Source organism: Methylococcus sp. EFPC2, assembly GCF_016925495.1.
Lineage (GTDB): Bacteria > Pseudomonadota > Gammaproteobacteria > Methylococcales > Methylococcaceae > EFPC2.
On the sequence record NZ_CP070491.1, the window covers coordinates 4,156,386 to 4,182,573 of the forward strand.

The window sequence follows — 26,188 nt, forward strand, 5'->3', positions numbered from 1 at the left end:
TAATGATGAAATCCGCTTTTGCATTCAAAACGCTTTCCGCCGCCGCCCTCGCGCTGATGGCCGGCTCCGCCGCCGCTCACGTGGGATACGGCACCGCGCTGTACGACCAGGCTACCGACACCTATGCGCCCGCCGGTTCGGCCGGATTCGATCCAACCGTCACCAGCAATGCCGGCTGGATCGCTGGCCAGGCCAATAATGGCGTCAACCGTACCGCTTTCGTCGATACCCTGGCCGACACGCACAACACCCGTGCCCGTTGGTTCAGCCTGACGCAGGAGTCCCTGGTCAGCTTCACCATCACCGGCACGGCCAATGCCAATGGCGCGTCCATACTCAACCCCGGCTTCTCCCTTTACAGAGGCACGACGCCGATCTCTTCGTCCCATGATGGCGCCGGCGACCAAAACGACTTGTCCGCGGATGTGATTGCCGCGCAAAACGGAAATGCGGCCTTCCAGGCTTATCTCGCCGCTCGGGCGCCGTTTGCCGTATGGTCCCCGTTCTACGATGCCAATGACGAAATCGCCGCCGCCGGCGGCGGCGCGCCGGATGCGGGCGGGCCGAATTGGGGCGTGTTCAACGGCAGCGACGATTTCACGCTGGCCAACAATGCCGGTCAACTCAATACATGGGATTACATCTCTTCCGCCGGCGACGGTCATGGCGACGACGCCCTGGACAACCAGATTTCCTTTTCGGGCACCTTGGGACCGGGAGTCTACGCAATCTTCATCGGCGGCAGCAGCCTGAGCGAACTGGGCGCATTGTTCACCGAAGTGCAGCAAGGAACGCCCAACGGCAACTTCAGTAATGCCGCCGAGGTTAACGGCACCAACTACGGCGCCGCTTATGCCGCGCTTCGCCAGGCTCGCAACGCTCACATCGACTTCGCCGTAGCGGCCGCCGCTCCTGTGCCGGTACCCGCCGCCGTCTGGCTGTTCGGCTCCGCCCTGGCCGGTATGGGTGTGATCAGCCGCCGCAAATCGGCTGCCTGAGAGCAAGCTGACATCTGCATGATGCTAAGGAACGCTATGTCTTGAACATGGGGCGGCAGGGATAGCCTCACATGGACGTCCGAACCCCCAATACGCCCGAAACGGCTCTTGGGGGTTTTTTGTTTCGCGACTATCCACCTTTCCTTCAGCCTCCGGTTTATCCATGACTACGAATATTGCCCCCGATCCCCCGCCCGCACCGAGCGGTTCGGCGCTACTGCGTTATCTCACCGTGATCATCGGCGGTGCGGCCGTGATGATTCTGGAATTGCTCGGTACCCGCATCATCGGCCCGTTTTACGGCGTGAGCCTTTATGTGTGGTCGTCGCTGATCGCGGTGACGCTGATTGCCCTGGCCTTGGGGTATTACGTGGGAGGCTATCTGGCCGACCGGGTTGGAATGATACGTTTGCCCCACGTGATCCTGGCGGCGGCGGTAAGCACCTTGGTCATTCCATTCATCAGCGGCCCGGTACTCACCGCGACTGACAATCTGGGCATGCGGGCCGGTGGTTTTACCGCCGCCTTGTTGCTGTTCACCCTCCCTTTGACCTGTTTGGCCATGGTGGGACCTTTCGTCATCAAGTCCTTCACCCGGGACCTGGCGGGGGTCGGCACGGCGGTCGGGTCGGTTTACGCCATCAGCACCGTGGGCAGCGTGGTCGGTACCTTGGTGCTGGGTTTTTATCTGCTGCCGCAGTTCGGCACGCGGACGATATTGTTCACGCTGACGCTGGTGCTGCTGGCCTTGTCGGCATGGCTCGCGCTCGAAGACCGGCGCTTCAAGGCCCGCTACGTCTCGCTGCCGGCAGCCGCCGTCGCGATAGGGGTGGGTGTGCTGCTCGGCCGGGGCTTCGCCCATTCGGCCACCCGCTCTCATGAGTTCAAGGTTCTGCACGAAGAGGAAAGCGTCTATGGCTGGGTGCGGGTGGTGGACGACGAGAAACACGGCTACCGCCTGCTGTTATCCGACTCGTCCGTGCTGAGCGCCATGGAAATCGCGCGCGGCTACACCCTGCTCAGCTATCAGGTGGCCATGGGTGTGCTGCCGCGGTTTCACCGCGACATGAAAGACGCGTTGTTGATAGGTCTGGGCGGCGGGCACGTGGCGCGCGAGTTGAAAAATCAGGGCATAGCCACGGATACCATCGAAATCGACCCCGCCGTGGCCGACGCGGCTAAAGCCTATTTCAACTTCCGTCCGACCGGCCAGTTCGTGGTCGGCGACGCGCGTTATGAAGTGAAGCGTCTCGGCAAGGCCTACGATTTGATCATCCACGATTGCTTCACCGGAGGTTCGGAGCCGACGCACTTGCTGACCGTGGAAATGCTGGCCCAACTGCGCTCCATGCTGAATCGGGGGGGCATCCTGGCGCTCAATTACGTCGGGTTTACCGAAGGCGAGGGTTCGGAAGCGGTGGCTTCGGTACACAAGACGCTCAAAACCCTGTTTCCGCACATCCGTGTGTTCGTTACCGAAAAAAGCGAATTCACCGACTTCATATTCCTGGCATCCGCTCAACCGCTCGAGGCCGATGACACGATCGCCGACCGCCGGCTGCAATGGCTGCTGGAGCGGGAACGCAAGCAGCTACCGGAGAAGGGCGGAATCGTCGTCACGGATGATTTCAATCCCCTGGAACACATGCAGACCCGCAAGGCCGAGGCCTATCGCAAGATATTCATGGAGCGCATCGCTTACGATTTGCTGATACGCTGATCGCTCTTAATCGAGTTGCGTGAAATCCCCCACCCGAACGAGCGCGAGTTAAAATGAGCGAAAAACCCCTGCCCGTACTCTACGGCATCAAGAACTGCGACACCGTCCGCAAGGCACGATCCTGGCTGGATCAGCAAGGCATCGTCTACCGTTTTCACGACTTCCGCGCCGACGGGCTGGAGCCGGCCTTGCTGGATCGCTTCGAGCAAGCCTTGGGTTGGGATACGCTGCTGAACCGGCGCGGTACGACCTGGCGCGGACTGGATGCAACATTGCGCGACGGCATCACCGACCGGGAAAGCGCCATCGCCTTGATGCTGTCCAAGCCGACGGTGATCAAGCGCCCCGTCCTGGCAGCGGGCGAAAATTACCTGGCCGGTTTCAGCCCTGACGATTATTCACGAACACTGAACGAAAAATGAGCGACACGCTGCAACTCACCGAAGCCCTCATCCGCTGCCCTTCCGTCACTCCGGACGATGCCGGCTGCATGGACCTGGTCGCCGCAAGGCTGGCGCCGCTGGGCTTCGAGCCCGAATGGCTGAATTTCGGTGAGACCCGCAACCTCTGGCTGCGGCGCGGGGTATCGGCTCCGCTGTTCGTGTTCCTGGGCCACACCGACGTGGTGCCGCCGGGGCCGCTGGAGTCGTGGACGTCGCCGCCGTTCGAGCCGGTGATCCGCGACGGTAAACTATACGGGCGCGGTGCGGCCGACATGAAAAGTGGGGTGGCGGCCATGGTGACGGCGCTGGAATCCTTCGTCGCGGCCCATCCCGACCATCGCGGCTCCATCGCGCTCATGTTGACCAGCGACGAGGAAGGCGATGCCAAGGACGGTGTGGTGAAAGTGGTCGAAACCCTCAAGGCGCGCGGCTACCAGATCGATTGGTGCCTGATAGGCGAGCCGTCCAGCTTCGATAACCTGGGCGACGTGATCCGCGTCGGCCGGCGCGGATCGCTCAATGGCAAGCTCAGGGTCTTCGGTGTCCAGGGGCATGTGGCCTATCCGGAGAAGGTGGAAAATCCCATCCACCGTTTCGCCCCGGCTCTGGCCGAGTTGACGGCCGAGGTGTGGGATCAGGGCAACGAATTTTTCCCGCCGACCAGTTTCCAGGTCTCCAACCTCAATTCCGGAACGGGGGCCGAGAACGTGGTGCCGGGGAGGCTGGACGCCTTGTTCAATTTCCGCTTTTCCACCGCGTTGACAGAAGACGAGATCAAGCGCCGCGTCCACGCCATCCTGGACAAGCACGGCTTGCGCTACGAATTGAGCTGGCGTTTGTCCGGCGCGCCTTTTCTGACGACCGGGACCGAACTGGTGGAGGCCGTGCAGCAGGCTTTGGAAAGCGTGGTCGGGCGGAGGGCGCGGCCGGACACCGGCGGCGGCACCTCGGACGGTCGCTTCATCGCCCCGACCGGCGCCCAGGTGGTGGAACTGGGGCCGCTCAACGGCAGCATACACAAGGTGGACGAGCACACGCCGGTGGCCGACGTGGATAGCTTGTCGCGGATTTACGAGCGGGTGCTGGTGAATCTGCTGGCATGACACAGCGTAGGATGGGCAAAACCGCAGGTGTGCCCATCGAGCATTGTGATGGGCACGCTGCGCTTTGCCCATCCTACAAGCTTACGCGATTTAGGGGTTTAGCCCGGTATCGATCCAAGTCCTCGATATGAATTTCATCCGCCGCCACTGGTTCTGGCCCGTTTTGCTGGCCGCTTTTCTGGCCGCCCAGCTTTGGGCCAACCGGGAACTGGTGACCGGCGAGGCGCCGGCCATCCATGCCGCCGATCTGCAGGGCCGGCCTTTCGACCTGGCCCAATTGCGCGGCCGGCCGGCGCTGGTTTATTTCTGGGGCAGTTGGTGTTCGATCTGCCGGGCCATGCAGTCCACCATACAAGCGGTCGCGTCCGACTTTCCCGTCATCACGGTCGCGTTGAGATCGGGTGGCGCCGACGCCGTGACGCGTTACCAAAACGAGCAGGACTTTCATCCGCCCACCGTGCTGGACGAGGGCGGGAAAATCTCCGAAGCGTATGGTTTGCGGGGCGTACCGGCCGCCTTGATTCTGGGGCCGGACGGCGTCATCCGCTATGCGGCCATGGGGTACACCAGCGAAATCGGCCTGCGTTTCCGGCTCTGGCTGGCAGGCTTGTGATGAACGCATCCATGGCCGTCATCGAGATTGCCGAGCCCGGTGGCCCGGAGGTACTCAGGCTCGCGAGCCGTCCAATTCCGCAGCCTGGTCCCGGCGTAGTGCTGATCCGCGTGGCCGCCGCCGGCGTCAACCGGCCCGACGTGATGCAGCGCAAGGGCTTGTACCCGCCGCCGCCCGGCGCGTCCGACATCCCCGGCCTGGAAGTCGCCGGCGAGATCGTGGCAGTGGATGCCCCCGAAGCAAAAGCCAGAAACCCTCTCCCCCTGGGTGAGGGCAGGGTGAGGGCGAAGCCTGCGGATAGGGCGACAGCGTCTCCGCAGGTTTTGAGCTTGCCGGACATCGGTTCGAAAGTCTGCGCCCTGGTCACCGGCGGCGGTTATGCCGAATACTGTCTGGCTTCGGCCGAGCTGTGCCTGCCCTGGCCGGCCGGCTTCGACGCCGTACAGGCCGCCAGCCTGCCGGAGACTTATTTCACCGTTTGGAGCAACCTGGTCGATCGCGCCCGCCTCCACGCCGGCGAAAGCCTGCTGGTGCACGGCGGTTCCAGCGGCATCGGTGTCGCCGCCATCCAACTGGCCCGCGCCTTGGGCGCCGTGGTCTACGCGACCTCCGGTAGCGCGGAAAAATGCCGGGTCTGTGAAGAACTCGGCGCCGTCGCCATCAACTACCGCGAGCGCGATTTCGTCGCCGAGATCGAGGCCCGCACTGAGGGGCGAGGCGTCGACGTGATCCTGGACATGGTCGGCGGGGATTATCTCCAGCGCAATTTGTCCTGCCTCGCGTCCGAAGGGCGGCTGGTGCAGATCGCCGTGCAGAACGGGCCCAAGGCTTCGATCAATCTCTTGCCCATACTGCTCAAACGCCTCACCCTCACCGGTTCGACCTTGAGGGCTCGTCCGGTCGAACAGAAAGCGTCCATCGCCGCAGCCTTGCTCGAGCGTGTATGGCCCTTGCTGGGAGCCGGCCGTATCAAGCCCGTCATCCACGCCAGATTTCCGTTGGCACTAGCCGCCGAGGCGCACCGTTTGATGGAAAGCGGTGTCCACATCGGCAAAATCGTCTTGACTGTTTAAAGTTATGAAATCGCTGATTTTTTCTTTCCTGCTGCTCGTGTTTTCAGTCCAAGCGCTGGCCGATCTCGAAGCCGGCGTCGACGCCGTCGCTCGGCGCGACTACGCCACTGCCTTGAAGGAATTCAAGCTGCTCGCCCAGGAGGGCGACGTCGCGGCCCAGGTCAATCTCGGCAACCTGATCATGAAGGGCCTAGGGGTCAAGCAGAACTACGTGGAGGCCGAGCGCTGGTACCGCAACGCCGCCGAGCAGAACGAGCGCATGGCGCAGAGCAAGCTGGGCATCCTTTATTACCATGGTCTGGGGGTGTTGAAGGATACCGCCGAGGCCGCGCGCTGGTTCGAGAAGGCCGCCCGTCAGGGCGAGCCTTCGGCGCAGGCCATTCTGGCCACGATGTATGCCCAGGGCGAAGGTGTCAAACCGGACCTCGCCCAGGCTTATTACTGGTACACGCTGGCCATGGAGCAGGGTAGCGAGGAGGCCCGCCGCGGCCGCGACAGCCTGGCCGAGGAAATGACGCCGGGCCAGACGGACGAGGCCCTCAAGCGCCTGGCCGAGACGCGCCGCGATCTGGAGCGGAAAGAAGACGCACAAGTGGACGGGACGGCCGCCGCAGCGAGCCAGCCGGCTGCTTCGCTGGCAGAGGAGAAGACGGCTCAACCGGAGTCTGCCACCCCTTTGCGCTCGGCCCACAAGCATAAGGCGGCGAAGTCCGGCAAGAAGAAACATAAGCCTGCCGCTCGCAAGAGGCGCCGTAAACATCATTGAATCGCCGAGGTGGCCGGGATGGGTGTGGTCCGCGTTGAGCAAGGGATGGAATGCGCATAATATTTGCGCATTCAAAATGAATAATTCGTCCTATGGCCGCTCACCCGACTACCAAAAAATCCGCCAATCTTTCGGTCCGTTCCGATTTGCTGGCCGAAGCCAAGGCTCTGAATATCAATCTGTCCCAAGCGTTCGAAACCCATCTGAGCGAGCTGGTCAAAATCAAAAAACGCGAACGTTGGCTGGAAGAAAACCGTGAGGCCATAGAAGCTTACAATCGCAGGGTTGAGGAAGATGGCGTATTCAGCGACGCCTGGCGCTCGTTCTGATGGCGCAGTTCGACGTTTATCCCAATCCTCATGCCGGGCAAAAACACATTATTCCCTTCCTGCTGGACGTGCAGAGCGATTTGCTCGGCGCGCTGAACACGACGGTCGTGGTTCCTTTTTACGACCCGGCGGCTGTAAGTATTTCGCCGATACGCGGCCTGATGCCGGTGTTCGAAGTCCAAGGGCAATCCTACGTGATGGTTTCTACCGAACTGGCGGGCGTGCCACGTAAGCGTTTGCCGCCTGGCGTCGCCAATCTCGGTGTTCACCGGTCCATCATCATGGCCGCTCTGGATATCATCCTGACCGGTTTCTGAGCGTTGATTCATCTCCGCCTTTTCGCCTTCCCGTCCCCCGGCTAACCCAATGACCGACCGTTTCTCACTCTTCCCCCCCGACTTCGTCTGGGGCGCCGCCACCTCCGCCTATCAGATCGAGGGCTCGCCCCTGGCCGACGGGGCAGGGCCCAGCAACTGGCACCTCTTCTGCCGACAGCCCGGCGCGATCGATAATGGCGACACGGGCGACGTGGCTTGCGATCATTACCGGCGCTATGCCGACGACGTGCGTTTGATGAAGCGGCTGGGCCTGCAGGCTTACCGCTTCAGCGTGTCCTGGAGCCGGATTTTTCCGGAAGGGCGCGGCAAGCTGAATCCCAAGGGCCTGGCTTTCTACCAGCGGCTGGTCGAAGCCTTGAACGAGGCGGGGATAGAGCCCTATTTGACGCTCTACCACTGGGACTTGCCGGCGGCGCTGGACGATTTGGGCGGCTGGGTGAACCGCGATTGCGCGGCCTGGTTTGCCGACTATGCGCATGTGTTGATGCGCGAACTGGGCGGCGAGGTTAAGCACTGGATCACGCTCAACGAACCCTGGGTGGCGGTGGACGGCGGCTACGTCCACGGCGTCCACGCGCCGGGCCATGCGTCCCTGGCCGAAGCGCCTCACGCGGCGCACAACCTGTTGCGCGGGCATGCCCTGGCGGTGCAGGCCTTCCGCGCCGACGGCGAGGGGCAGATCGGCCTGGTGGTCAATCTGGAGCCGAAATATACGGCGTCCGACAAGGCCGAAGACAAGGCGGCGGCGGCGCGGGCCCACGCCTACATGAACCGCCAGTTTCTCGATCCGGTGTTGCTGGGCAGCTATCCCGAAGAACTGGCGGAAATCTACGGCTCCCACTGGCCGCGTTTCGATGAGGCCGACATGAAGCTGCTGCGCGAGCCTTTCGATTTCCTCGGCATCAACTACTACACCCGCTCGGTCAACCGGGCCGATCCCCAGGCCTTGCCGGTCGGCGCCAGCCCGGTGCGCCAACCGGGAGCAACCTATACCGAGATGGACTGGGAGGTTTTCCCCTCCGGGCTCCAGGAAACGCTGGAATGGGTCAAGCGGCGCTACGGCGACATCCCGCTCTACGTGACCGAAAACGGCGCGGCGATGGCTGACCCCCCGCCGGAAGACGGACGCTTGCAGGATGACGACCGGATTGATTATTTCCGCACTCACCTGCTCGCGGCACGCGCCGCGATGGAGGAGGGCGTCGATCTGCGCGGTTACTTCGCCTGGTCGCTGCTGGACAATTTCGAATGGAGCTGCGGCTATGCCAAACGATTCGGTCTGGTGCACGTGGACCGCGCCACCCAGGTCCGCACGCCCAAGGCCAGCGCGCATTTTTATTCCGAGGTCATCGCAACCCGGGGCGCCGTGTTAAGGTCCTAGACCAGAATTCACCAGGAGGGCTTGCCATGACGACCGATTTTTCCGATCCGCTGCCGCTGATACGCGAACTGATCGCCAGGCCCTCGGTCAGTTGCACCGACCCGCACATGGACCAGAGCAACCGCGCGGTGATCGAATTGCTGGCGGATCGGCTGGAGGCTTGCGGCTTCCGCGTGGAAGTGCGCGACATCGACGGCCGCAAGGCCAATCTGGTGGCCACACTGGGCGGTGGCGAGGGACAGCCGGACGGGCTGGTGCTGTCCGGCCATACCGACACGGTGCCCTGCGATCCCGAGCTGTGGCGCTCGGATCCCTTCGTTGCCACGGAGCGCGACGGGCGCATTTATGGCCTGGGATCGGCGGACATGAAGTCATTCTTCGCCTTAAGTCTCGCCGCCGCCAGCCATTTCCGCGCGGGCGATCTGCGCAAGCCGCTGGTGATCCTGGCCACCGCCGACGAGGAAAGCTCGATGAGCGGTGCGCGCGCGCTGGCTCGGGAACAGGCCAGGCTGGGGCGGTATTGCGTGATCGGCGAACCGACCGGGTTGAAACCGATACGATTGCACAAGGGCGTGATGATGGAGTCGCTGACCGTGCGCGGCAGGGCAGGGCATTCCAGCGATCCGGCCCTGGGCGCCAACGCCATCGAGGGGATGTGGCGGGTGCTCGGCGCCCTTCAGGTATGGCGTGCGGAGCTACAGGCGGCCCATCGCAACGAGGCTTTCAAGGTTGCGGGCCCGACGATGAATTTCGGTTCCATCCATGGCGGCGACAACCCCAACCGCATCTGCGCCCACTGCGAGCTGCACCTGGACTTGCGGCCCTTGCCGGGCATGAATATGGAGCGGCTGCGCGAGGAATTGCGCGGCAAGGCGCTGGGCGCCTTGCTCGACCAGCAGGGTCTCAGTTTGGAGGCTCGCGCGCTGTTCGACGGCCTGCCGCCCTTCGAAACGGTGGCCGATGCCGATCTGGTCCGAGTCTGCGAAGATCTGACGGGGCAGACCGCCGGCTCCGTCGCCTTCGGTACCGAAGCACCCTTCCTATCCGCCTTAGGCCTGGAAACCCTGGTGTTAGGCCCTGGCAACATCGAACAAGCCCATCAGCCCGACGAATACCTGGAACTCGCCCAGATCCCGCCCGCCATCGCCATCCTGCGCGGCTTGATCGAGCGCTACTGCGTGGCAACTTGAGTCGGCGCCCGGAAACGTAAGTCCGATTAGCGTGATCGGACGGATGTCATGCATCGCCACCCGCCCGGACTTCGCCAAGCGGACAAGCTCATTGCTTGGGCAGGAGATTCAGCACGCCCCACATGAAGTCGAATTTCAGCGACCCCGTGAGCACGGCCGGTATCGGGGTGCCGGTCGGGTTGAACGGCAGTATCGCCTGAGCGGTATTGGTCGGCAGGCCGTTGGCACCGAAGGAGGCGTACACGTGGCAGGCGATGCAGGAGGACGCCGCCACGGTGCCGTTGCCGACGATGCGTTCGATCACCGAATTGCCCAGCACGTTGGGCGTGCCGTCCGCGGCGACGTAGTCCACCTGGGAAGATTTCAGGCAATAGTTCTCCCACACCGGCGATAGTTTGGCCTTGGCTATCAGGGCTTGCAGTGCCGGCGTCTTCGCGCAGGCGCCGTACTGGCTGTTGACCGCCGCCTTGTTGGGTGGCACCACCGGCTGCAAAGCGCCGAAGCTGTCGTAGCAGCCCATGCTGTCGCAGCGGCCCGGCGTCAGCGCGTGCTCGAAAGTCCCCCAGACCCAGTTCGGGTTCTGCCGGCTGCTGACATGCAGGCCCGCCAGGGCATATTCGACCGAGTCCGAGACCGCGGTGTAATAAAGCTTTCTAATCTTGTCGAGGTTGCCCAGTTGCGGCAGCCATTGCAGCAGCGTCTGAACGGGTATCCAGTCGCCCTTGACCGCGATGGACGCGGTGGGCATTGCGACGTTGAAGGACTTCGCGTAGGCGGCCGCCAGTCCTTCCTGGGTGTTGAGATGGTTGTTGACGATGTAGTCGTACTGCGGGCGATTGCGTTTGACCTCCTCGGCGATGCAGGGCGTGGGCGTGCCGCTGGTGGGGAAGTTGGCGGTCGCCGCGCCGGCCGGCGGATTACAGGGTACGTCGATGGCGCCGTGCTGGACGCTGGTCAGTTTTCCCAGCACGCTGGCGTGCAGCTTTTTCGGGGCGTCCGGCGCAGGCCAATGCGGCGTGGGCGAGAAAGTGTCCTCATCGGAGGCCCAGGTCTCGAAGACTACCGGCGATGGCCTGTGGTCGTAGACGGGCGCGGCGAATTCCGTGAACAACCGCCAGATGAAAGCATCGGAATTCTCGGTTACTCCATCGACTGCCCCGGCTCGGGCAGGAACTGCGATGAGCACCGGATCCTGAGCGGCACCAACCCCGCTCGGCAAGGACATGGCGGATAGCGAAACGGCGAGCGATGCATAAGCAAATTTGTGCATGACCTTACTCCTGTGCGGATTCACCCGAGGACGGGCGTTGCGACGATTATTGTTATACAAATTTCAGGGTATATAGGGCTTTTGAGCCACCCTGATGATGGGTCGGAATAACTGCGCTTGGCAATACGGTAAAACTCCTTATCCTGAATTGCCGATACCTAAAATTCGGCTATTTCCCTGCGCATGATTTCCTGGCCGTCGCAGCATGAATGACATTATTTATAATTTAATTGCGATGGACGAATTTTCCCTGCTGGCGGATTTTTATGACGATAAAAAACCAATATAAAAGGGTTTTTATATCGGCTGGCGTTGGAGCCTGATAACCCCACGTAAGGAGCTTATATTACTTCGTCGTTCCAGCCGGAAGTGCCTATGAGAGCATTCGGCGGATGGCAACAAACACCGTTTTTGACGGTCCGTGTGCAGCTCACATCAAGGCGGGTGATACACGTGCGACCTGGATTGGGTAAAGTATTCCGACCAGGCAGAGCCCAGCCGGCCGGCGGAGAGTGGTGACAAATAGCCGGATACTATTCCGTAGGCGGCTTTAAAATCCGATATTGATAACTATGCCGCGGCTTTGTCGACAGGCTCGAATGCGCCTGCCTTAGCCAGCAAAACCTCGCTCGTCCGATACGAATCGGCGTGCCGAGAAGGTTTGCCCGAACTCCTCGGCGAAAGGCGCCCGCAACCGGTCGCTCGGACCCGCTGGTGAGTCGCCGAAGTTAGGAGATGGACTGCAGGGCCGGCCGAAAATAACTTGTTTTTTGTGTGTGTATGGACTTATCGTCTGACCCGCTCGCGCTGCAACGGCGGAATCACGTGTCAAGCCGGTAGATTCCCTCGCTATCCCTTGCCGCGAGGGGGTGAGCTTCCCCCGGGTTTCAGACCAAATACCTAGGCCGATCATGACCGCGACCGGATAGGCCCGGCCCGCGGCATGCGGTCACGCATCGCACACGGAGAAGGACCATGACAGACACTGCGCTGCAAACTTCGACAACCTCGACGATCCAGGGCTGCTGCCGGTTGGCGGTGCCTCTGCTGATGGTACTGGCCTGCGCCCTCGCGGCTCCGGTTTGGGCCGGCACGCTGCAAGGCACCGCCCTTTACCGTGAACGCATCGCACTGCCTCCCGGCGCGGTATTCGAAGCCGTGCTGCAAGACGTCTCGAGCGCCGATGCGGCGGGCGAGACGCTGGGCAGGGCCAGGCTCGATCCGGCGGGGAGTCCGCCGTTCCGTTTCGAGATCACCTACGACGATGCCGCCGTGCAGCCGGGCCACCGCTATGACGTCCGGGCTACCGTCACCCGCGACGGACAGCCGCTGTTCGCCACGAACCGCGGCTATCCCGTGCTCGACGGCGGCAACACGCCGCTCCGCCTGCTGCTGGTGTCCGTCCGCGGCGGCAAGCAGCCGCGCGCCGGCTCGACAGCCGGGGAGCTCGAGCTGCCCGCATCCTACGAAGGCGAACTGGCGGGCGCGAACAGCGCCATCCTCTGGCATCTCGACCTGCTGCCGGAAGGTCGCTACCAGTCGCGTAGCACCTATCTGGATGCCCCCGAGTCCAAGCCGGTCGACGACATCGGCCGCTGGCTGCGGGAGCCCAAGACCGGCCGGCTGGAGTTGCGGGGGGAGCGCACGAATCCAGGCTACTTCCGGCTGGAGCAGGGCGGCGCCGTGCTGCGCAAGCTGGATAAGTCCGGCAAGCCTATCGCGGCCGCCCGCAACGACCGGCTGCGGCGCCTGCCGCAGCCGGCGCCGATCGAACCGCGGCTGGCGCTGACCGGCCTGTTCAAATCCCTGGCCGATTCGCCTTCCATCACCCTGTGCGCCGATGACCGGCAACTGCCGGTGGCCATGGAGGCCGACTACCGGGCGCTGGAAGCCGCCTACCGGCAGGAAAGCCCTCCGCCGGGCCAGGCACTGCTGGTCGAACTGGACGGGCTGATCGCGAAACGTCCCTCGGCGGAGGAGAGCCAGCCCCCGAGGCCGACCCTAGTGGTGGAACGCTACGCCAAGATCTGGCCGCGGGAGTCCTGCGGCAACGCCTTGGCGGAGACTCCATTGCGGGGCACCTATTGGAAGCTGGTGCGCCTGAACGGGGAGCCGGTGCGCGTCGCGGAGCGGCAGCAAGAGCCGCATTTGATCTTCGCCGCCGATCAGCCGCGCCTGTCCGGCAACAGCGGCTGCAACCGGGTGACGGGCGGTTTCGAGTCGAGCGGCGACAAGCTGAAGTTCGGCCAACTGGCCGGCACCATGATGGCCTGCATCCAGGGCATGGAACTGGAGCGCCCGTTTCTGCAAGCCCTGGAGAAAGTGGCGCGCTACCGCATCAAGGGCAGCCACCTGGAACTGCTGGATGCCGAGGGCTCGCCGCTCGCACGCTTCGAGGCGGCGGCGCTACGCTGACGGACGGTCAGGATGCGGCCGTGCCGGCGCGGCCCGATATTCGGATACGGAGATATGCAGGACCCATGAAGAAGCTCACGCGACTATTGATCGCCGCGATATCGTCGTGGCCGATTTTGTATGCCGTTCCGTCCGCGGGCGGGGATGCCTATGCCGTCGCCGAGGCGCGCGGCAAGGATGGCTTGGTGCTCGCCGAAACGACCCGTGTCGGGGGAACAAAGCACGAGAGGTTGGGTTCGCAACGTGCCGGCAAGGCGGGCCTTGGCGCGCTACCGGCAAGCTTCGAGGGTGAGCTTCCCTGTGCCGATTGCCCGGTCGTCCGCTATCACCTGGATATCTTCCCCGACCGCCTTTACGTCCTGAGAGCCCAATATGAAGGCACGCAACGTCCGTTAGACACCGTCGGTACCTGGGCGGGCAATCCCTCGGGTTCGTTGCTGACGTTGCAGCGCGACCGTCGCAGCGCGCTCACTTTCGAGGTCTCGGACAGTTCCACTTTGCTCTGGCCGCCTCGCAGAATGGCGGGCGCCGACAAGTCGGGGGCGGGCTATGTGCTCAAGCGAACCTCTACGTTCCAACCCGTCGAGGCGCGCGCCACGCTCACCGGCATGTACCTCCACGTGGCAGGCAGCGGCGTGTTCGAGATCTGCACGGGGCCGGGCCAAAGCCGCCTGCCGCTCGCGCAGGAGGGCGTGAACGCGGCGCTCGAAGCCGCTTATGGCCGCCTGGCTCCTGCGGCCGGCGTCGACGTGCTCGCGCGATTCGAAGGCCGCATCACCATGCAGCCCAAGCCGGAAGGCGGGGGCTTGCAGCCTGCTCTGGTCGTCGAGCGCGTCATCGAGTTAAAGCCCGGCGAAACCTGCAGAACCCAATTTACGGCCATCCAGCTCGAAGATACTCCGTGGACTCTCACTCATCTGGGCGATGAGGCCGTGCCGACGCGATACGACCGAACCCAGCCGCACTTCAGTCTGAGCCCCTTGGATCATCGCATCACCGGCAATGCAGGCTGCGCCCAGATGACGGGTCGGTATACCCTGGACGGTTCCAAGCTGGGGTTCGGCAGCCTAGTAACCACCATGAATGCGCAGTGCCGGGGCGGACTGGACATCCAGCGGGCCTTTCTGGCGGCGATCGATCGGGTGAAAGCCTGGCGTCTGGGCGGCCGGAGTCTGGAACTTCTGGACGTCGACGGCAAAACCGCTGCACGCTTCCAGGCGAGGTAATAGGGCTAAGGGGATCGATTGATCATGAAGCGTCTTGTTCTTTGGTTCACGGGGATAGTAGTCGTCCTGACCGTCGCCGGGGTGTTGGCTTTCAAGCTCAGCCCCTGGCCGTCGGTCGCCGTCTTCGCCTATCTGTTTTCCAAGGGCGACCAGGCTTCCGAGGCGGCGCTCGAAAAGCACGTACCGGCCGGCATCGTGGCCAGGCGCGGCCTCGCTTACGGCGAAAGCCGGGACGAAATCTTCGATGTCTATTACAGGCAGGGAACGGAGGGGCCCGGGCCGACCATCGTCTGGGTGCACGGAGGCGGCTGGATCGGCGGCAGCACGGACGGTATCGCCAACTATATGAAGGTGCTCGCGGGCCATGGCTACACGACGGTCGCGGTCGAATACTCGACGGGTTACGGCGCCACCTACCCCAAGCCGGTGCAGCAGGTGAACGCGGCACTCGGCCGTCTGGTCCGCGATGCTGCCGATCTCCACATCGATCCCGGGGCCGTCGTGCTCGCTGGCGATTCTGCCGGAGCTCAGATCGCCGGCCAGATCGCCCTGATCACTACCGATCCGGCCTACGCAGACCGGCTGGGTATTGCACCGCAATTGAAACCGGACCAGCTTTCCTCGGTCCTCCTGCTGTCCGGCGCCTACGATCTGGCGGCGCTGGATTTCGAAGGCGACTACGCCTGGTTTCTCAGGACCGTGCTCTGGGCGTATTCGGGGGTGGAGAATTTCCTCGACGACGAACGCTTCCGGCTGCTTTCGGTGACCGGCCATGTGACATCGACATTCCCGCCGAGCTTCATTTCCAGCGGCAACGGCGATCCCCTCGCGCCCCAGGCCGTTGCGCTGACGCAAAAACTCGATCGTCTGGGAGTGCGCACCGACGCGCTGTTCTTCCCTAACCATGCGCCGCCGCTTCCCCACGAGTACCAGTTCAATCTCGACGATCCGGCCGGGCAGGAAGCATTGAAGCGGATATTGGCCTTTCTCGACGCGCGGCGGGGTAGGGGAGCGGCGAGTCCTTCGTCCGGTTGAAGGCCTTGTACGCCGCAACCGGCGCCGTTTCGGCTAGGCGGAGCGGTTAATACCCGAACAACTGGTGGTCGATCAGATCGCACAAACAGTGGGTGATGATCAGGTGGACTTCCTGCACGCGTGCGGTCGATTGCGAGGGCACGCGGATTTCCACGTCGCTGTCGCCCAGGACCGGAACGAGGGCGCCGCCGTCGCGGCCGGTGAGGGCGATCACGGTCATCTCGCGGTCGTGGGCGGCCATCACGGCCGACAGGATGCTGGGCGAGTTGCCGCTGGTGGTGTAGACGACGAGGACGTCCTGGGCGTGCCCTAAGGCGCGTATTTGCTTGGCGAACACCTCTTCGTAGCGGTAGTCGTTGGCGATGGAGGTGAGCGTCGAGCTGTCGGCGGTCAGCGCGATGGCCGGCAGGCCGGGGCGCTCGCGTTCGAAGCGGTTGAGCAGCTCGGACGACAGATGCTGGGCCTCGGCCGCCGACCCGCCGTTGCCGCAGCACAATATCTTGCCGTCGCCGACCAGGCTCTGCGCCATGCGCAGGGCGGCGATTTCAATCAGCTCGCCCAGATTGGCCAGGGCTTCCTGGCTGGTTTGCAGGCTGTCTCTGAATTGCTGGTGTATGCGTTCTTGTAGGCTCATGCGCTCAAAATGCCGAAAAAGCGTTCTTGATCCATTGCGTGGAAATCTTGCCGTCCTCCGGCTGTAGGCCGATGACGTCGAAGCGGGCCGGCCGGTCCGCGCGGTGGGTGGCCAGATAGTGGCTCGCGGCGGCGATGAGGCGGGTGCGCTTGCGCCCGCCGACGCTCTCCAGTGCGCTGCCGTAGCGGGGGTCGGCCCGGTAGCGCACCTCGACGAAGACCAGCCCGTTTCCTTCTTCCATCACCAGGTCGATTTCCCCCTGGCGGCAGCGGTAGTTGCGTTCGATCAGCTTCAGGCCGTGGGCTTGCAGATACGCCAGGGCCTCGTCCTCCGCCCGACGGCCGGCGACGAGATGAGCCGGGCCGTCGGGCTTCACTGCGCTCCGGCAGCGGGGGCGGCGCCCGGCTGCAGCAAGGGGGCGATGCCGCGCGGCTGCAAGGTGCCGTTTTCGAACTGGGCGCAATGCAGTTGGCGCTGTATCCGGTTGCCGCTCAGCAGGTTGAGGGTGCCGGTCGCGCCGTTGTAACGGCTCGGCGGACTGCTCTTCAACTGACCGAGGCGCGGAACCAGGTTGTACGCATCCACGCCCATGGCGATCAGGCGGGTGTAGGTTTCCGGCGTCTGCTGGAGTGCGCCTTGCAGGCCCTGGCGCGAGAGCGGGCCGGTGTCGGTCGTGTTGAGCAGCCAGGGCGCATCGCAGAAGATCACGCCGTTCAGCTCCTTGTCCAGGCTGGCGTCGCTACGCCCGGAGTAGGTGTGCGAGGTGGCGTACACCGGCAAAGGGCTCGTCAATTGGCTGTCCAGTTGCGGCTTGAGCAGGCGGGCGTCGCGCGGATCGGCGATCAGGAACACGAAGTCGGCACCGCCGGACTGGGTCTGATTGGCCAGCAGTTCCTGCACCGGTTGCGCGAAATCATTGCCGCCCGGTTGATAGGTCTTGACCGTCGCCAGCCGGCCGCCCAGGCTTTTCCAGTAGGTGGAGAAGTGGGCGATCATGCGCTGTCCGAAGCTCGATGCGGGCGCCAGCACCAAAGCGGATTGCCGGCCGTCGAACCAGGCGCTGCCGGCGGATTGCTCCACCTCCTGCTCGGGCGTCAGGCCGAATTGATAAAGCTTGTCCTGGCTGACGTCCGGATTCTGGTTCAAGGCCAGCACCGGCACGCCCAGTTCACCGGATTGTGCCAGTGCCGCGACGTCTTCCTTGAGCAGAGGGCCGATCACGAATTCCGCTCCCTCGGACGTGGCCTGCCGGTATTGCTCGGCGACGGCGGGACCTTGCGCATCGACGAAGCGCAACTCGGGCTTGGCCGGGTTGGAGTCGGCCGAGCGAGCGGCTTCGATGCCGGCGCGCAGCGCCTGCCCGGCCGGCGCGTAATTGCCGCTGAGCGGCAGCAGCACGGCGATGAAGTGACCGCCGCTCCCGGTCGCCGCGGCTGCTTCCGCCGGAGGCTGTGGCGCTTGAACGGCGGGCGTTTCGGCTTTGAGCGGCTTGATCTCGATGGTCTTGTTGGGCGCTTGCTTGGGCGTCAGGCCGCCGACGAAGGCGCCGTTGGCCGGGTGGCCGGGATACTGTGCGCGCCAGGTCTGCAGGGCCGCGACACGCTGCGCGACCGGTGCGCGGGCGGCTTGCGAGAGCGCCAGCCAGCCGCCCAGGATGTAGTCGTTCGGCTCGCGCATGCCGGCCAGGGCGGCATCCGGGACATGACCCAGGGTGTCGTATATGGCCTCGTTGTTTTTCTGGATGGCTTCCGGACTGCTCAGCAACTGCCCCAGGTACACCCTTTCGCGGGCGCTTTCCACCATCTTGCCCAACTGGTTGTAGGCCGATGCGCGCAGTGTGTGATAATGCGCCCGCGACGCTGGCTCCAGTTGTGCGTCCGTGAGTTGATCCAGCCTGGCCATGGCTTCCCGTGCCCGCCCCTGGTTGAGGTCGATACGGCTCTTGAGCAGCAACAGGCGGTAGCGGTCTGCCCGCTCCAGTTCGCCCTCGTCGATGCCGCTGATGAGGGCTTGCGCCATGCGGTTGTTGCCGCCGCGCAGCTCCGCATCGGCCGCCTGCAGCCGGTAATAATCCGGGGCATTGGAACTGTCGGCGAGTTGCTGGTAAATCTGCGAGGCCCCGACATAATCGGCGGCTCTGAGACGGCTTCCGGCCTCGGCAAGATAGGGGGCGTCGGCCTCCCTGGCGCGTTGTGCGGCACAGCCGGCGAGGGTCAGAACGAGGAGGGACAGCGAGAGTCGTTGCAGCTTGGGCATGTGTGAACGTTGAACGGAGTGGAGTGAGTTGGCGGACCGCGAGTGCGGCATACTATATCTGGTGGCTACGCCCATCGGCAATCTGGCGGATTTCAGCTTCCGCGCGGTGGAAATCCTGCAATCGGTCGATTTCATCGCCGCCGAGGATACCCGCCACAGCCGCCCTCTGCTCGATCGTTACGACATCGCCAAGCCGCTGATCGCCCTGCACGAACACAACGAAGACGCGGCTTCCGGCCGGCTGGTGGATCGCTTGCAGGCGGGCGAGTCGGCCGCGCTGATTTCCGATGCCGGCACCCCGCTGATCAACGACCCCGGCTATCCGCTGGTGCGCTTGGCGCGCAGTCGCGGCGTGTCGGTCGTGCCCGTTCCCGGTCCCTGCGCCCTGATCGCCGCCTTGTCGGCGAGTGGTTTGCCGTCCGATCGCTTCGCCTTCGAAGGTTTTCCCCCGCGCACCGCGTCGGCGCGCCGCAAGTTGCTGGAGAACTTGAGTGGCGACACCCGCACGCTGGTGTTCTACGAATCCAGTCATCGGGTGCTGGATTTCGTCTCCGACATCGCCGCCGTGCTGCCGGCCGAACGGCCGGTGGTGATCGCGCGCGAGTTGACCAAGTTGCATGAGAGTTTTCTCAACACCACGGCCGGCGAGGCCGTCGCGCTGATGCAGGCCGATTCCAACAGCCAGCGCGGTGAATTCGTCGTCGTCATTCAGGGCGCCCCGGCCGTGCCGGCGGAAGATGCGCTCGGTGAAGAGCCGCTCAGGATATTGAAGCTGTTGCTGGAAGAATGTTCGCTGAAGACCGCCGTGTCCTTGTGCGCGCGCATCACCGGGGCGCGCAAGGAGTTGATTTATCGGACGGCGCTGGCGTTCAAAGAGGGTGGGGCGGACTAGGGGGCTGACGCCGGAGTGGGGCTCCGGCGCGAAAGCGATGCTTAGTTCGGACGGGGTGCCCGCTCGGACTGGCGCAGAGGCGTCGCCTGCTGGCCGGGCTTTTTCGGCGGGGCCGTCAGTTTTTCCACCATGTCGTCCCAGGAGGCATATTGCTTGAACTCCGGATGGCCGGCGGCGATCTTGACGTTCACTTCCTGGCGCGCCAGCGCGATCAGTTCGTCGGGCTTCAGGCCGTCGACGGCTTGCGTAAAGGCGTCCGGACCTTCTTCCGATTTCAGTTTTTCCAGGATGCCGAACGCCATGTCGAAGACGGTACGATCATTGGTCGGCATGGTGCGTCTGACCTGCATGGCCGATTTTTTCAGCTGTTCCGTGCTGCCGCCGCTCAGCTCGTTGGCATTGTGCATGCGCATATAGGCGGGAAGGAAGTAGATCACCGCGAGGATGGCCATGACGCCTGCGATGTATTTCATTTTCATAGTTCTCTCTCCGAATGTGGGGCTGGGACGCATTATATAATTCGGCCTCGGAAACCGTATCCAAAGCCTTTGTTTTCCGTGGGTCTTTACGCTGGGCAAAACCATGAGCATCCGAACCGCACGCATTGCCATCCTGGCCTTGGGCCTCACGGCCTGCAGCCACGACCTCCATACCATGAAGATGGAGGAGGCGCTTGCCAACTACGGCGCGGCAATCCGCTGGGGCTCGTTCGAGCGCGCCGCGGACTTCCAATCCGTGCGCAGGGCGCTGGACTCAAAATCGCTGCAAGACATCCATATCAGTTCCTACGATCCGATCTACCGCAAGGAACTCGACGAAGGCGACCGCGCCGAGCAAATCGTGGAAATCCGATATTACCGTGAAGACGAGGGCGTGGAAAAAAGCGTCACCGATCGCCAAGCGTGGCGATATGACAGGGAAAAGCAGCAATGGTTTCTCGAGTCGGACTTACCAAAATTTCCTTGAGCGGGTAATCTGCCGGCCGCTTGTGCCGTTGTGTGATCGGGAGTCGGCCGTCTGCAAGGTGCCTGGGCATGGCTGAGATGAGCCTATGGATTATACGAATGGACCGGTACGAGCACCACGTTGCAGGTTTTTTTCTTCAGGTCGATATCAACCGCGAATTCGCCGTCGAACTGCTGCGCGGCCTGAACATCATCGTGGGATCCGGCGGCGAACGGCGAAGAGGCCGTGGCGATGGTGCGGCGGCGCCACTACGACGGCATCTTGATGGACATCCAGGATGTCCGGTCATGGACGGTCTGGAAGCGGCGCGGCACATCCGCGCCCTGGGACGGGTGCCGGGCCGGGGTTGGCTGGCCGAATTGCCCATCGTAACCATGACGGCGCTGGCCATGGCCCAGGGTGCCGAGAATAGCCAGGCGGCGGGCATGAGCGATCACGTGACCAAACTCATCGATCCCGAGCGCCTGGGGGCCACCCTGAAGCGCTGGTTGAAGAGACCCGAGGGACGTTCCGCCGAGCCGGCCCTGCCGGCGTCTTGCGCGCTCCCCGCGGATCAGGTCATTGCGCTGATTCCCAAACTCGAGCCCGGCTCGTGCGGGCCCCAGCCTCGTGTGCCCATCCCGGTGCGGCGTACGCGTCGCCCGTACCCTCAAGACAAGGAGTTAGCATGGAACGTTTGTCCACGCCCTCGCTGGCCGTGAAATTCACCGGTAATGCCAGTGAATATTTCCGCATCTGGATCGTCAACCTCAGCCTGAGCATCCTGACCTTAGGCGTCTATTCTGCTTGGGCGAAGGTGCGCAAGCAGCGATATTTTTACGGACACACCCGGCTCGGGGCTTTCAGCTTCGACTACCTGGCCGATCCCGTGGTCATCTTGAAGGGCCGGCTGATCGCCTTCGCCGTGTTCGCCGCCTATTCCTACGCGGCCGGCCTGTCGCCCGTGCTGAACGGCGCCGCCTTGCTGCTGTTGCTGATAGGCACGCCCTGGCTGGTGGTCCGTTCCCTGCGTTTCAAGGCGCGCAACTCCGCCTATCGCGGCCTGCGCTTCGACTTCAGGGCCGGATTTCGCGACGCGGCGGGCCCTTATTTGTTGCTGCTGCTTTTGCTGCCATTGACCCTGGGTCTGGCTTATCCCTACGTCATCGCCAAGCAAAAGAAGTTCATGTACGACGGCTTTCGCTACGGTCGCACACCTTTTCGGCTGGATGCGGACGTACAGGCTTTTTACGGCCTGTTTCTCAAGTTCTCGGGCATCGCCGCCGGCTTGGCCGGTGCGACCATACCCGTGTTTGCATACGGCCTTTCCCATTGGGGAACGGGCCTGGCCCAAGGCGCCCCAGCCCCGGACGGGGCGGGCAATCCGCTGCCTTTCTTGGCGCTGGGCTACGTTTTCGCGGCCTTGGCCAGCTTCACGTTGACCAGTTACCTGCAGGCGGGGATGAATAACCTGATCTGGAACAGCGTGTCGCTGGGGCCGCACCGGTTCCGCAGCGAACTGCGTTTCGCGTCGCTGCTGTGGATAAATACCAGTAATGCCCTGGCGATCCTGCTTAGCCTCGGCTTTCTCTATCCCTGGGCCGCGATACGCAGCATGCGATACCGGCTGGATCATTTGTATGTTTTGCCGGCGGGCGATCTGGAGGCGTTCGTGGCCGGAGAGGTGGAAGCGGTGCGCGCCACCGGCGAGGAACTGACCGAATTCCTGGACGTGGATTTGGGCCTATGAGCCGGATCGACGGCTGGTATTTCGACGGCCGTTCGTCCGCCGGATGGCGCGTGAGCCTGGAACTCGGCATGGACGTTTTGAAATTGTCCGGCGGTGCGGAGTTGGAATACCGGGTGGAAGAAACGCGCGTCGAGGACCGCGTGGGCAGCACGCCGCGCAGGCTGCGCTTTTCCGACGGGGCGGTGTTCGAAACCGAGGCTTACGAAGCGGTGGACGCCTGGTTGTCCCGGCGCGGCATTTGCGCAGCGCCCTGGTGGCAGCGGATGGAGCGCTACACGGGGGCCGCGCTGGCCGGCCTGTTGCTGACGGCGGCCTGTTATTGGGCCGGCGTGGTTTACGGAATACCCGCCCTGGCCGAATTCGCCGCCTTCCGCCTGCCCGAGGAGGTCGACCGGAAGCTGGGGGAGGAGGCCTGGCGCAGCGCGGACCGGGCCTTGTTCACCGCGTCCGCGCTGACGGAAGAAACGAAGCGGCAGGTGGACGAGCAATTCCGCCGCGTCATCGATCCGGCGACTGCGCCTCAGCACCGTCTGGAGTTCCGTCATGGTGGCGCGATCGGTGCCAATGCCCTGGCTTTTCCCGGCGGCATCGTGGTAGTGACCGACGAACTGGTTCTCTTAGCCCAGCATCCGGAAGAGGTCGCCGCGGTGCTGGCCCACGAAGCAGGACATCTGCATTACCGCCACGGCTTGCGCATGGCGCTGGAGCAGACCAGCCTGGGCCTGCTGGCCGTGGTGCTGACGGGCGACCCGTCCTGGCTGGGTGCCGGGATTCCGCTGCTGCTCATCCAAAACAGCTATACGCGCGATTTCGAGCGCCAAGCCGACGACTACGCCGTGCGGCGTCTGCGCGCCCTGGGCATCGCGCCGGGGCGGCTGGCGGAGATGCTGGAGCGGCTGGAACGGCAAGCCTGCAAGTCGAATTGTCCCACGTGGGACTGGTTCTCCACCCACCCCGCCGCTCGCGAAAGAGCCGAGCGGATTACGCGGGGGCAGACAGACGGATGATACTGTCGCCGGCTTGGTTCGAGCCGATACTAGCGTCGGCAAACCGGAGGTGATACCCCTGGCGGCAGGTATACAAAAAGGCCCATATATTAAGTGCCGCCCCTTATTTAGCAAGCAGATCTTGAGGCTACGGCATCTGTCGGCCAATAACGAAGGATACTCGAATGATGCGCTTAGACCTCCGGCGCATCCTACTGCCCTTGGGTATCACCGATATTCCATCCTGGAACTGGCGACCTAGATCGATAACCTATCGAAGACCTGGGCTGGCGAAGCGTAAGCCGCCCTGCTCGGCGGTGCTTGATGAGGTAAGGGCGCCGCCCCGGCCATCCCATTACTTGAATACCGCCGAATATCAATCGGCAATGCCGCTTTCTTGTTGGCCGTATATCGGTTTTCATCCGTTTGTAGGATCAGGTGTTTATCCTGTCAACCGGGCACATTGTGCTCTCATGGAGATATCGGTATGACTATAAAGCAGAACGTCGTCGCCTTCGCGAACCTCGGCATTCCGGCGGCCTTGCTTCTGGGATTGGTGCATTGGGATGGGCAGTTATTGGAATATCTGTTTTATCTGCGTGTCCCATTGACGAGTGGTGCGCTGCTCTTCCTATTGCCGGTCGTCTGTATTTATCTGCTGCCCACCATGCTCGGCAACCTGTTCGTGATGGGCAATATCTGGCGCTTGGCACTCATCATCCCCGGAGCCGTGGCCACGGCGCTGGGTATCGTGCTGGTGGGCGGTATCATCGGTGCCAATGCACCGGCGCGTTTCGATCTCGAGCCGTGTCCCTGGCTCACCACCTTGGGCTCCGACCAGTCCTGGACGCCTTATCTGTGGGCTGTCGTTCTTGGTTTTCCAACCGCGCTGGCCGCCTACTGGTCGTCCGGGCCGGCGTCCAAGGAGATGGAGGGCCGGCAACGCACACTGGGCGCGCTCATCGGGCTAGCGCTTTCCGCCTTGCTGCTTGCGGCCGTGTTCTGGATACGCTCGGCTCTTTCCGTGGATGTGGCGTCGCGGCTGCTGCTTAGCGTCGTTTCCTTCCTGCCCGAAGCGGCACGCAAGGGCCTGCTGTTGTCGGACGGAAGCTTGGCGCCCGGCCATCTGACGGCGCTCGGGTTTGTGCTCGTCGCCGGCATCCTGTACCTGATCGGGTTGTTTGTTTACCGGCCCCGGGTGCAGCGGGCCTGGCAGTTGCCCGCCCTGTCCTATGTGCTCGGCCTGCTGCTCATCTACTCCTTTTTGTTCGGGCTGTTGACCTTCGTTTTCGATTATTACCGGGTTCCGGTGTTGCTCTCTTTCCTGGCGGTGTCGGCTTTGGCATACCGGCTGTGGAAGGTCGATCACTACTACGATATCCGCGCGACCGCCATCGCTCCGCCGTCCGAAGGCGATTTTGTCCGCGCCCTGCAGCAGCGGCTCGCGAGCCAGACGGGCAAGCGGACGCTGGTGGTAGTCTGCGCCAGCGGCGGCGGCATACAGGCGGCCGGTTGGACGACCGCGGTCCTTACCGGCTTGCAGCGCTTGCTGAAGCAGGAGTTCACGCGGGCCATCGGGTTGATCAGCGCGGTCTCGGGCGGGTCGGTGGGCACGCTGCATTTCCTCGACCGTTTCGGTCCTGACGGCGCGCCGGAAGATGCCGAACTCGACGCTATTTTCGCGGCGGCCACGGCGGACAGCCTGGGCGCGACGGGCTGGGGGCTGGTCTATCCGGACTTGTGGCGGTTCACGGGATGGCCCTTTCTGCACACGAAGCCGCGGGATCGCGGTGCGGCGATCGACACTGACTGGAAGTCTTTCATGGCGCATCCCGCGGCGACTCTGCGCGGCTGGGTCGAGCCCATTAAGAACGGCCAGCTGCCGACCCCGGTGTTCAATGCCACGCTGGTGGAAGACGGTCGGCACTATCTGATTAGCCCCATGACCTTCACGACCGCGCCTCTCGAAGGCGTGGAATTCAACGGTTTTTATCCGGACAAGGATCTGGACGCCAGCACCGCCGCACTGCTGTCGGCGACTTTCCCCTATGTCACGCCGATTGCCCGTAACCGCACGGTACCGGAAACGCAGACCGAAGAGGCGCATGTTTTCCACGTTGCCGACGGCGGATACTTCGACAACTACGGGGTCATCACCGCCGTGGATTGGCTCGGCGAGCAGGTGCTGCCCATTCGGCAGGAATTGAACTTGGAGCGCATCTTGTTCGTGGAAATCCGGGCATTTCCCGACAGCGCGCCCCTGGAAACCGCGCCCAGACGTAATGCCGGATGGCTGGTGGCGCTCTTCGGGCCTTTGCTCACCGTGTTTGCCGCCCGTAACTCGACACAGGCGCAGCGGAATCAGGACGAAGTGAACGAAATCGGGGAGCGGTGCAAAGCGGCGGGCCTGGAGTTTTTCGATTTCAAGATGACTTTCCCCGCAGAGATAACGTTCTTTGAACGTCCATGGGCTACGGGATACGCGGCTATCGATCGGTATACGAGCAAGCTGGTGGGGGCCGATCGGAAGCCCAAGCCCTATGAACCGCCCTTGTCCTGGACGCTGACGAAAAAACAGCGGGAGGCGATAAAGGACGCTTGGAACGATCTCGCCAATGATTCGTTTAGCGAAGTGGCGAGGCTGAAGCAAGTCTGGCAAGCCGGCTTGCCGCAAGATCGGTCCGCCGGCTGAGGCGGCGCGCTCGGCCAAGGCGCGCGTGTAGCCTGACTCTTGCGAAGGCCGTCTGACAACGTGGCCGCTGGGGCGATCGGACGCGCGCGATATTTCTGGATACATCCTGCCCCCGAGCGCTGCACCGCCGCAG

Annotated in this window: 25 protein-coding genes; 21 read left to right on the forward strand and 4 right to left on the reverse strand. The window is 63.3% G+C overall.

The genetic code is table 11. The features are described 5' to 3' along the window. The first annotated feature begins 2 nt into the window (after positions 1-2). The 15 genes from JWZ97_RS17835 to JWZ97_RS17905 all read left to right on the forward strand — a co-directional run bounded on the left by JWZ97_RS17835 (position 3) and on the right by JWZ97_RS17905 (position 15,900). The gene (locus JWZ97_RS17835; RefSeq protein WP_205431923.1) at positions 3-998 is read left to right on the forward strand and encodes a VPLPA-CTERM sorting domain-containing protein; all 996 of its coding nucleotides are present in this window, start codon (positions 3-5) and stop codon (positions 996-998) included. Positions 999-1,161: 163 nt separating this feature from the next. Next, positions 1,162-2,718, forward strand: a complete 1,557-nt coding sequence (locus JWZ97_RS17840) for a fused MFS/spermidine synthase (RefSeq protein WP_205431930.1) — start codon at positions 1,162-1,164, stop codon at positions 2,716-2,718. A gap of 53 nt (positions 2,719-2,771) precedes the next feature. Then, positions 2,772-3,140 (forward strand): ArsC family reductase, encoded by a 369-nt coding sequence (locus tag JWZ97_RS17845; RefSeq protein ID WP_205431932.1) that lies wholly within the window; start codon positions 2,772-2,774, stop codon positions 3,138-3,140. Beyond that, entirely contained in the window at positions 3,137-4,264 is a 1,128-nt protein-coding gene (dapE, locus tag JWZ97_RS17850) for a succinyl-diaminopimelate desuccinylase (RefSeq protein ID WP_205431941.1), read from the forward strand. The genes JWZ97_RS17845 and dapE overlap by 4 nt, the downstream gene beginning before the upstream one ends. A 127-nt stretch (positions 4,265-4,391) precedes the next feature. Continuing rightward, the gene (locus JWZ97_RS17855; protein ID WP_205431943.1) at positions 4,392-4,877 is read left to right on the forward strand and encodes a protein disulfide oxidoreductase; all 486 of its coding nucleotides are present in this window, start codon (positions 4,392-4,394) and stop codon (positions 4,875-4,877) included. After that, a complete protein-coding gene (locus tag JWZ97_RS17860; protein ID WP_371822539.1) occupies positions 4,877-5,950 on the forward strand; it encodes an NAD(P)H-quinone oxidoreductase in 1,074 nt (357 codons plus the stop codon). The genes JWZ97_RS17855 and JWZ97_RS17860 overlap by 1 nt, the downstream gene beginning before the upstream one ends. A 4-nt stretch (positions 5,951-5,954) precedes the next feature. Then, entirely contained in the window at positions 5,955-6,716 is a 762-nt protein-coding gene (locus tag JWZ97_RS17865; RefSeq protein WP_205431945.1) for a tetratricopeptide repeat protein, read from the forward strand. A gap of 92 nt (positions 6,717-6,808) precedes the next feature. After that, positions 6,809-7,045 carry a type II toxin-antitoxin system CcdA family antitoxin gene (locus tag JWZ97_RS17870; protein WP_205431947.1) on the forward strand — a complete coding sequence of 79 codons (237 nt, stop codon included), beginning with the start codon at positions 6,809-6,811 and terminating at the stop codon, positions 7,043-7,045. Continuing rightward, entirely contained in the window at positions 7,045-7,362 is a 318-nt protein-coding gene (locus tag JWZ97_RS17875) for a CcdB family protein (RefSeq protein ID WP_205431948.1), read from the forward strand. The genes JWZ97_RS17870 and JWZ97_RS17875 overlap by 1 nt, the downstream gene beginning before the upstream one ends. Positions 7,363-7,411: 49 nt before the next feature. Further along, positions 7,412-8,764 (forward strand): GH1 family beta-glucosidase, encoded by a 1,353-nt coding sequence (locus tag JWZ97_RS17880; protein WP_205431949.1) that lies wholly within the window; start codon positions 7,412-7,414, stop codon positions 8,762-8,764. 26 nt (positions 8,765-8,790) lie between these two features. Beyond that, complete coding sequence (gene argE / locus JWZ97_RS17885; protein ID WP_205431950.1) at positions 8,791-9,954, forward strand: acetylornithine deacetylase; 1,164 nt, start codon at positions 8,791-8,793, stop codon at positions 9,952-9,954. Positions 9,955-10,344: 390 nt separating this feature from the next. Further along, complete coding sequence (locus JWZ97_RS20405) at positions 10,345-10,413, forward strand: hypothetical protein (RefSeq protein WP_371822630.1); 69 nt, start codon at positions 10,345-10,347, stop codon at positions 10,411-10,413. 1,786 nt (positions 10,414-12,199) lie between these two features. Continuing rightward, entirely contained in the window at positions 12,200-13,639 is a 1,440-nt protein-coding gene (locus JWZ97_RS17895; protein ID WP_205431951.1) for an META domain-containing protein, read from the forward strand. A gap of 65 nt (positions 13,640-13,704) precedes the next feature. Then, on the forward strand, positions 13,705-14,865 hold the full coding sequence (locus JWZ97_RS17900; RefSeq protein WP_205431952.1) for an META domain-containing protein: 1,161 nt from the start codon (positions 13,705-13,707) through the stop codon (positions 14,863-14,865). 24 nt (positions 14,866-14,889) lie between these two features. After that, on the forward strand, positions 14,890-15,900 hold the full coding sequence (locus tag JWZ97_RS17905; protein WP_205431953.1) for an alpha/beta hydrolase: 1,011 nt from the start codon (positions 14,890-14,892) through the stop codon (positions 15,898-15,900). Positions 15,901-15,946: 46 nt separating this feature from the next. Here JWZ97_RS17905 and JWZ97_RS17910 read toward each other — a convergent pair whose 3' ends face one another. Genes JWZ97_RS17910 through JWZ97_RS17920 form a run of 3 tightly spaced genes read right to left on the reverse strand, consistent with a single transcriptional unit; the run spans position 15,947 to position 18,790 of the window. Beyond that, entirely contained in the window at positions 15,947-16,534 is a 588-nt protein-coding gene (locus JWZ97_RS17910; protein ID WP_205431954.1) for a phosphoheptose isomerase, read from the reverse strand. A gap of 4 nt (positions 16,535-16,538) precedes the next feature. After that, positions 16,539-16,910, reverse strand: a complete 372-nt coding sequence (locus JWZ97_RS17915) for a YraN family protein (protein WP_205431955.1) — start codon at positions 16,908-16,910, stop codon at positions 16,539-16,541. Next, positions 16,907-18,790 carry a penicillin-binding protein activator gene (locus tag JWZ97_RS17920; protein WP_205431957.1) on the reverse strand — a complete coding sequence of 628 codons (1,884 nt, stop codon included), beginning with the start codon at positions 18,788-18,790 and terminating at the stop codon, positions 16,907-16,909. Before JWZ97_RS17920 ends, JWZ97_RS17915 begins: the two co-directional genes overlap by 4 nt. Positions 18,791-18,818: 28 nt before the next feature. On the opposite strand from JWZ97_RS17920, the gene rsmI reads away from it, so the two are divergent. Then, positions 18,819-19,682, forward strand: coding sequence for a 16S rRNA (cytidine(1402)-2'-O)-methyltransferase (gene rsmI / locus JWZ97_RS17925; RefSeq protein WP_240342391.1), 864 nt, complete (start codon positions 18,819-18,821; stop codon positions 19,680-19,682). A 41-nt stretch (positions 19,683-19,723) separates the two neighbouring features. Here rsmI and JWZ97_RS17930 read toward each other — a convergent pair whose 3' ends face one another. Beyond that, the gene (locus JWZ97_RS17930; protein WP_205431960.1) at positions 19,724-20,161 is read right to left on the reverse strand and encodes a hypothetical protein; all 438 of its coding nucleotides are present in this window, start codon (positions 20,159-20,161) and stop codon (positions 19,724-19,726) included. A 103-nt stretch (positions 20,162-20,264) separates the two neighbouring features. Here JWZ97_RS17930 and JWZ97_RS17935 point away from each other — a divergent pair, with 103 nt between their 5' ends. The 5 genes from JWZ97_RS17935 to JWZ97_RS17955 all read left to right on the forward strand — a co-directional run bounded on the left by JWZ97_RS17935 (position 20,265) and on the right by JWZ97_RS17955 (position 26,055). Beyond that, a complete protein-coding gene (locus JWZ97_RS17935) occupies positions 20,265-20,648 on the forward strand; it encodes a hypothetical protein (RefSeq protein ID WP_205431962.1) in 384 nt (127 codons plus the stop codon). A gap of 98 nt (positions 20,649-20,746) precedes the next feature. After that, positions 20,747-21,349 (forward strand): hypothetical protein, encoded by a 603-nt coding sequence (locus tag JWZ97_RS17940; RefSeq protein WP_205431964.1) that lies wholly within the window; start codon positions 20,747-20,749, stop codon positions 21,347-21,349. Then, positions 21,316-22,377: a YjgN family protein gene (locus tag JWZ97_RS17945; RefSeq protein ID WP_205431966.1), complete on the forward strand. Its 1,062-nt coding sequence runs from the start codon at positions 21,316-21,318 to the stop codon at positions 22,375-22,377. Before JWZ97_RS17940 ends, JWZ97_RS17945 begins: the two co-directional genes overlap by 34 nt. Next, complete coding sequence (locus JWZ97_RS17950) at positions 22,374-23,384, forward strand: M48 family metallopeptidase (protein WP_205431968.1); 1,011 nt, start codon at positions 22,374-22,376, stop codon at positions 23,382-23,384. Before JWZ97_RS17945 ends, JWZ97_RS17950 begins: the two co-directional genes overlap by 4 nt. Positions 23,385-23,850: 466 nt before the next feature. After that, a complete protein-coding gene (locus JWZ97_RS17955; RefSeq protein ID WP_205431970.1) occupies positions 23,851-26,055 on the forward strand; it encodes a patatin-like phospholipase family protein in 2,205 nt (734 codons plus the stop codon). The last annotated feature ends 133 nt before the right edge of the window (positions 26,056-26,188 follow it).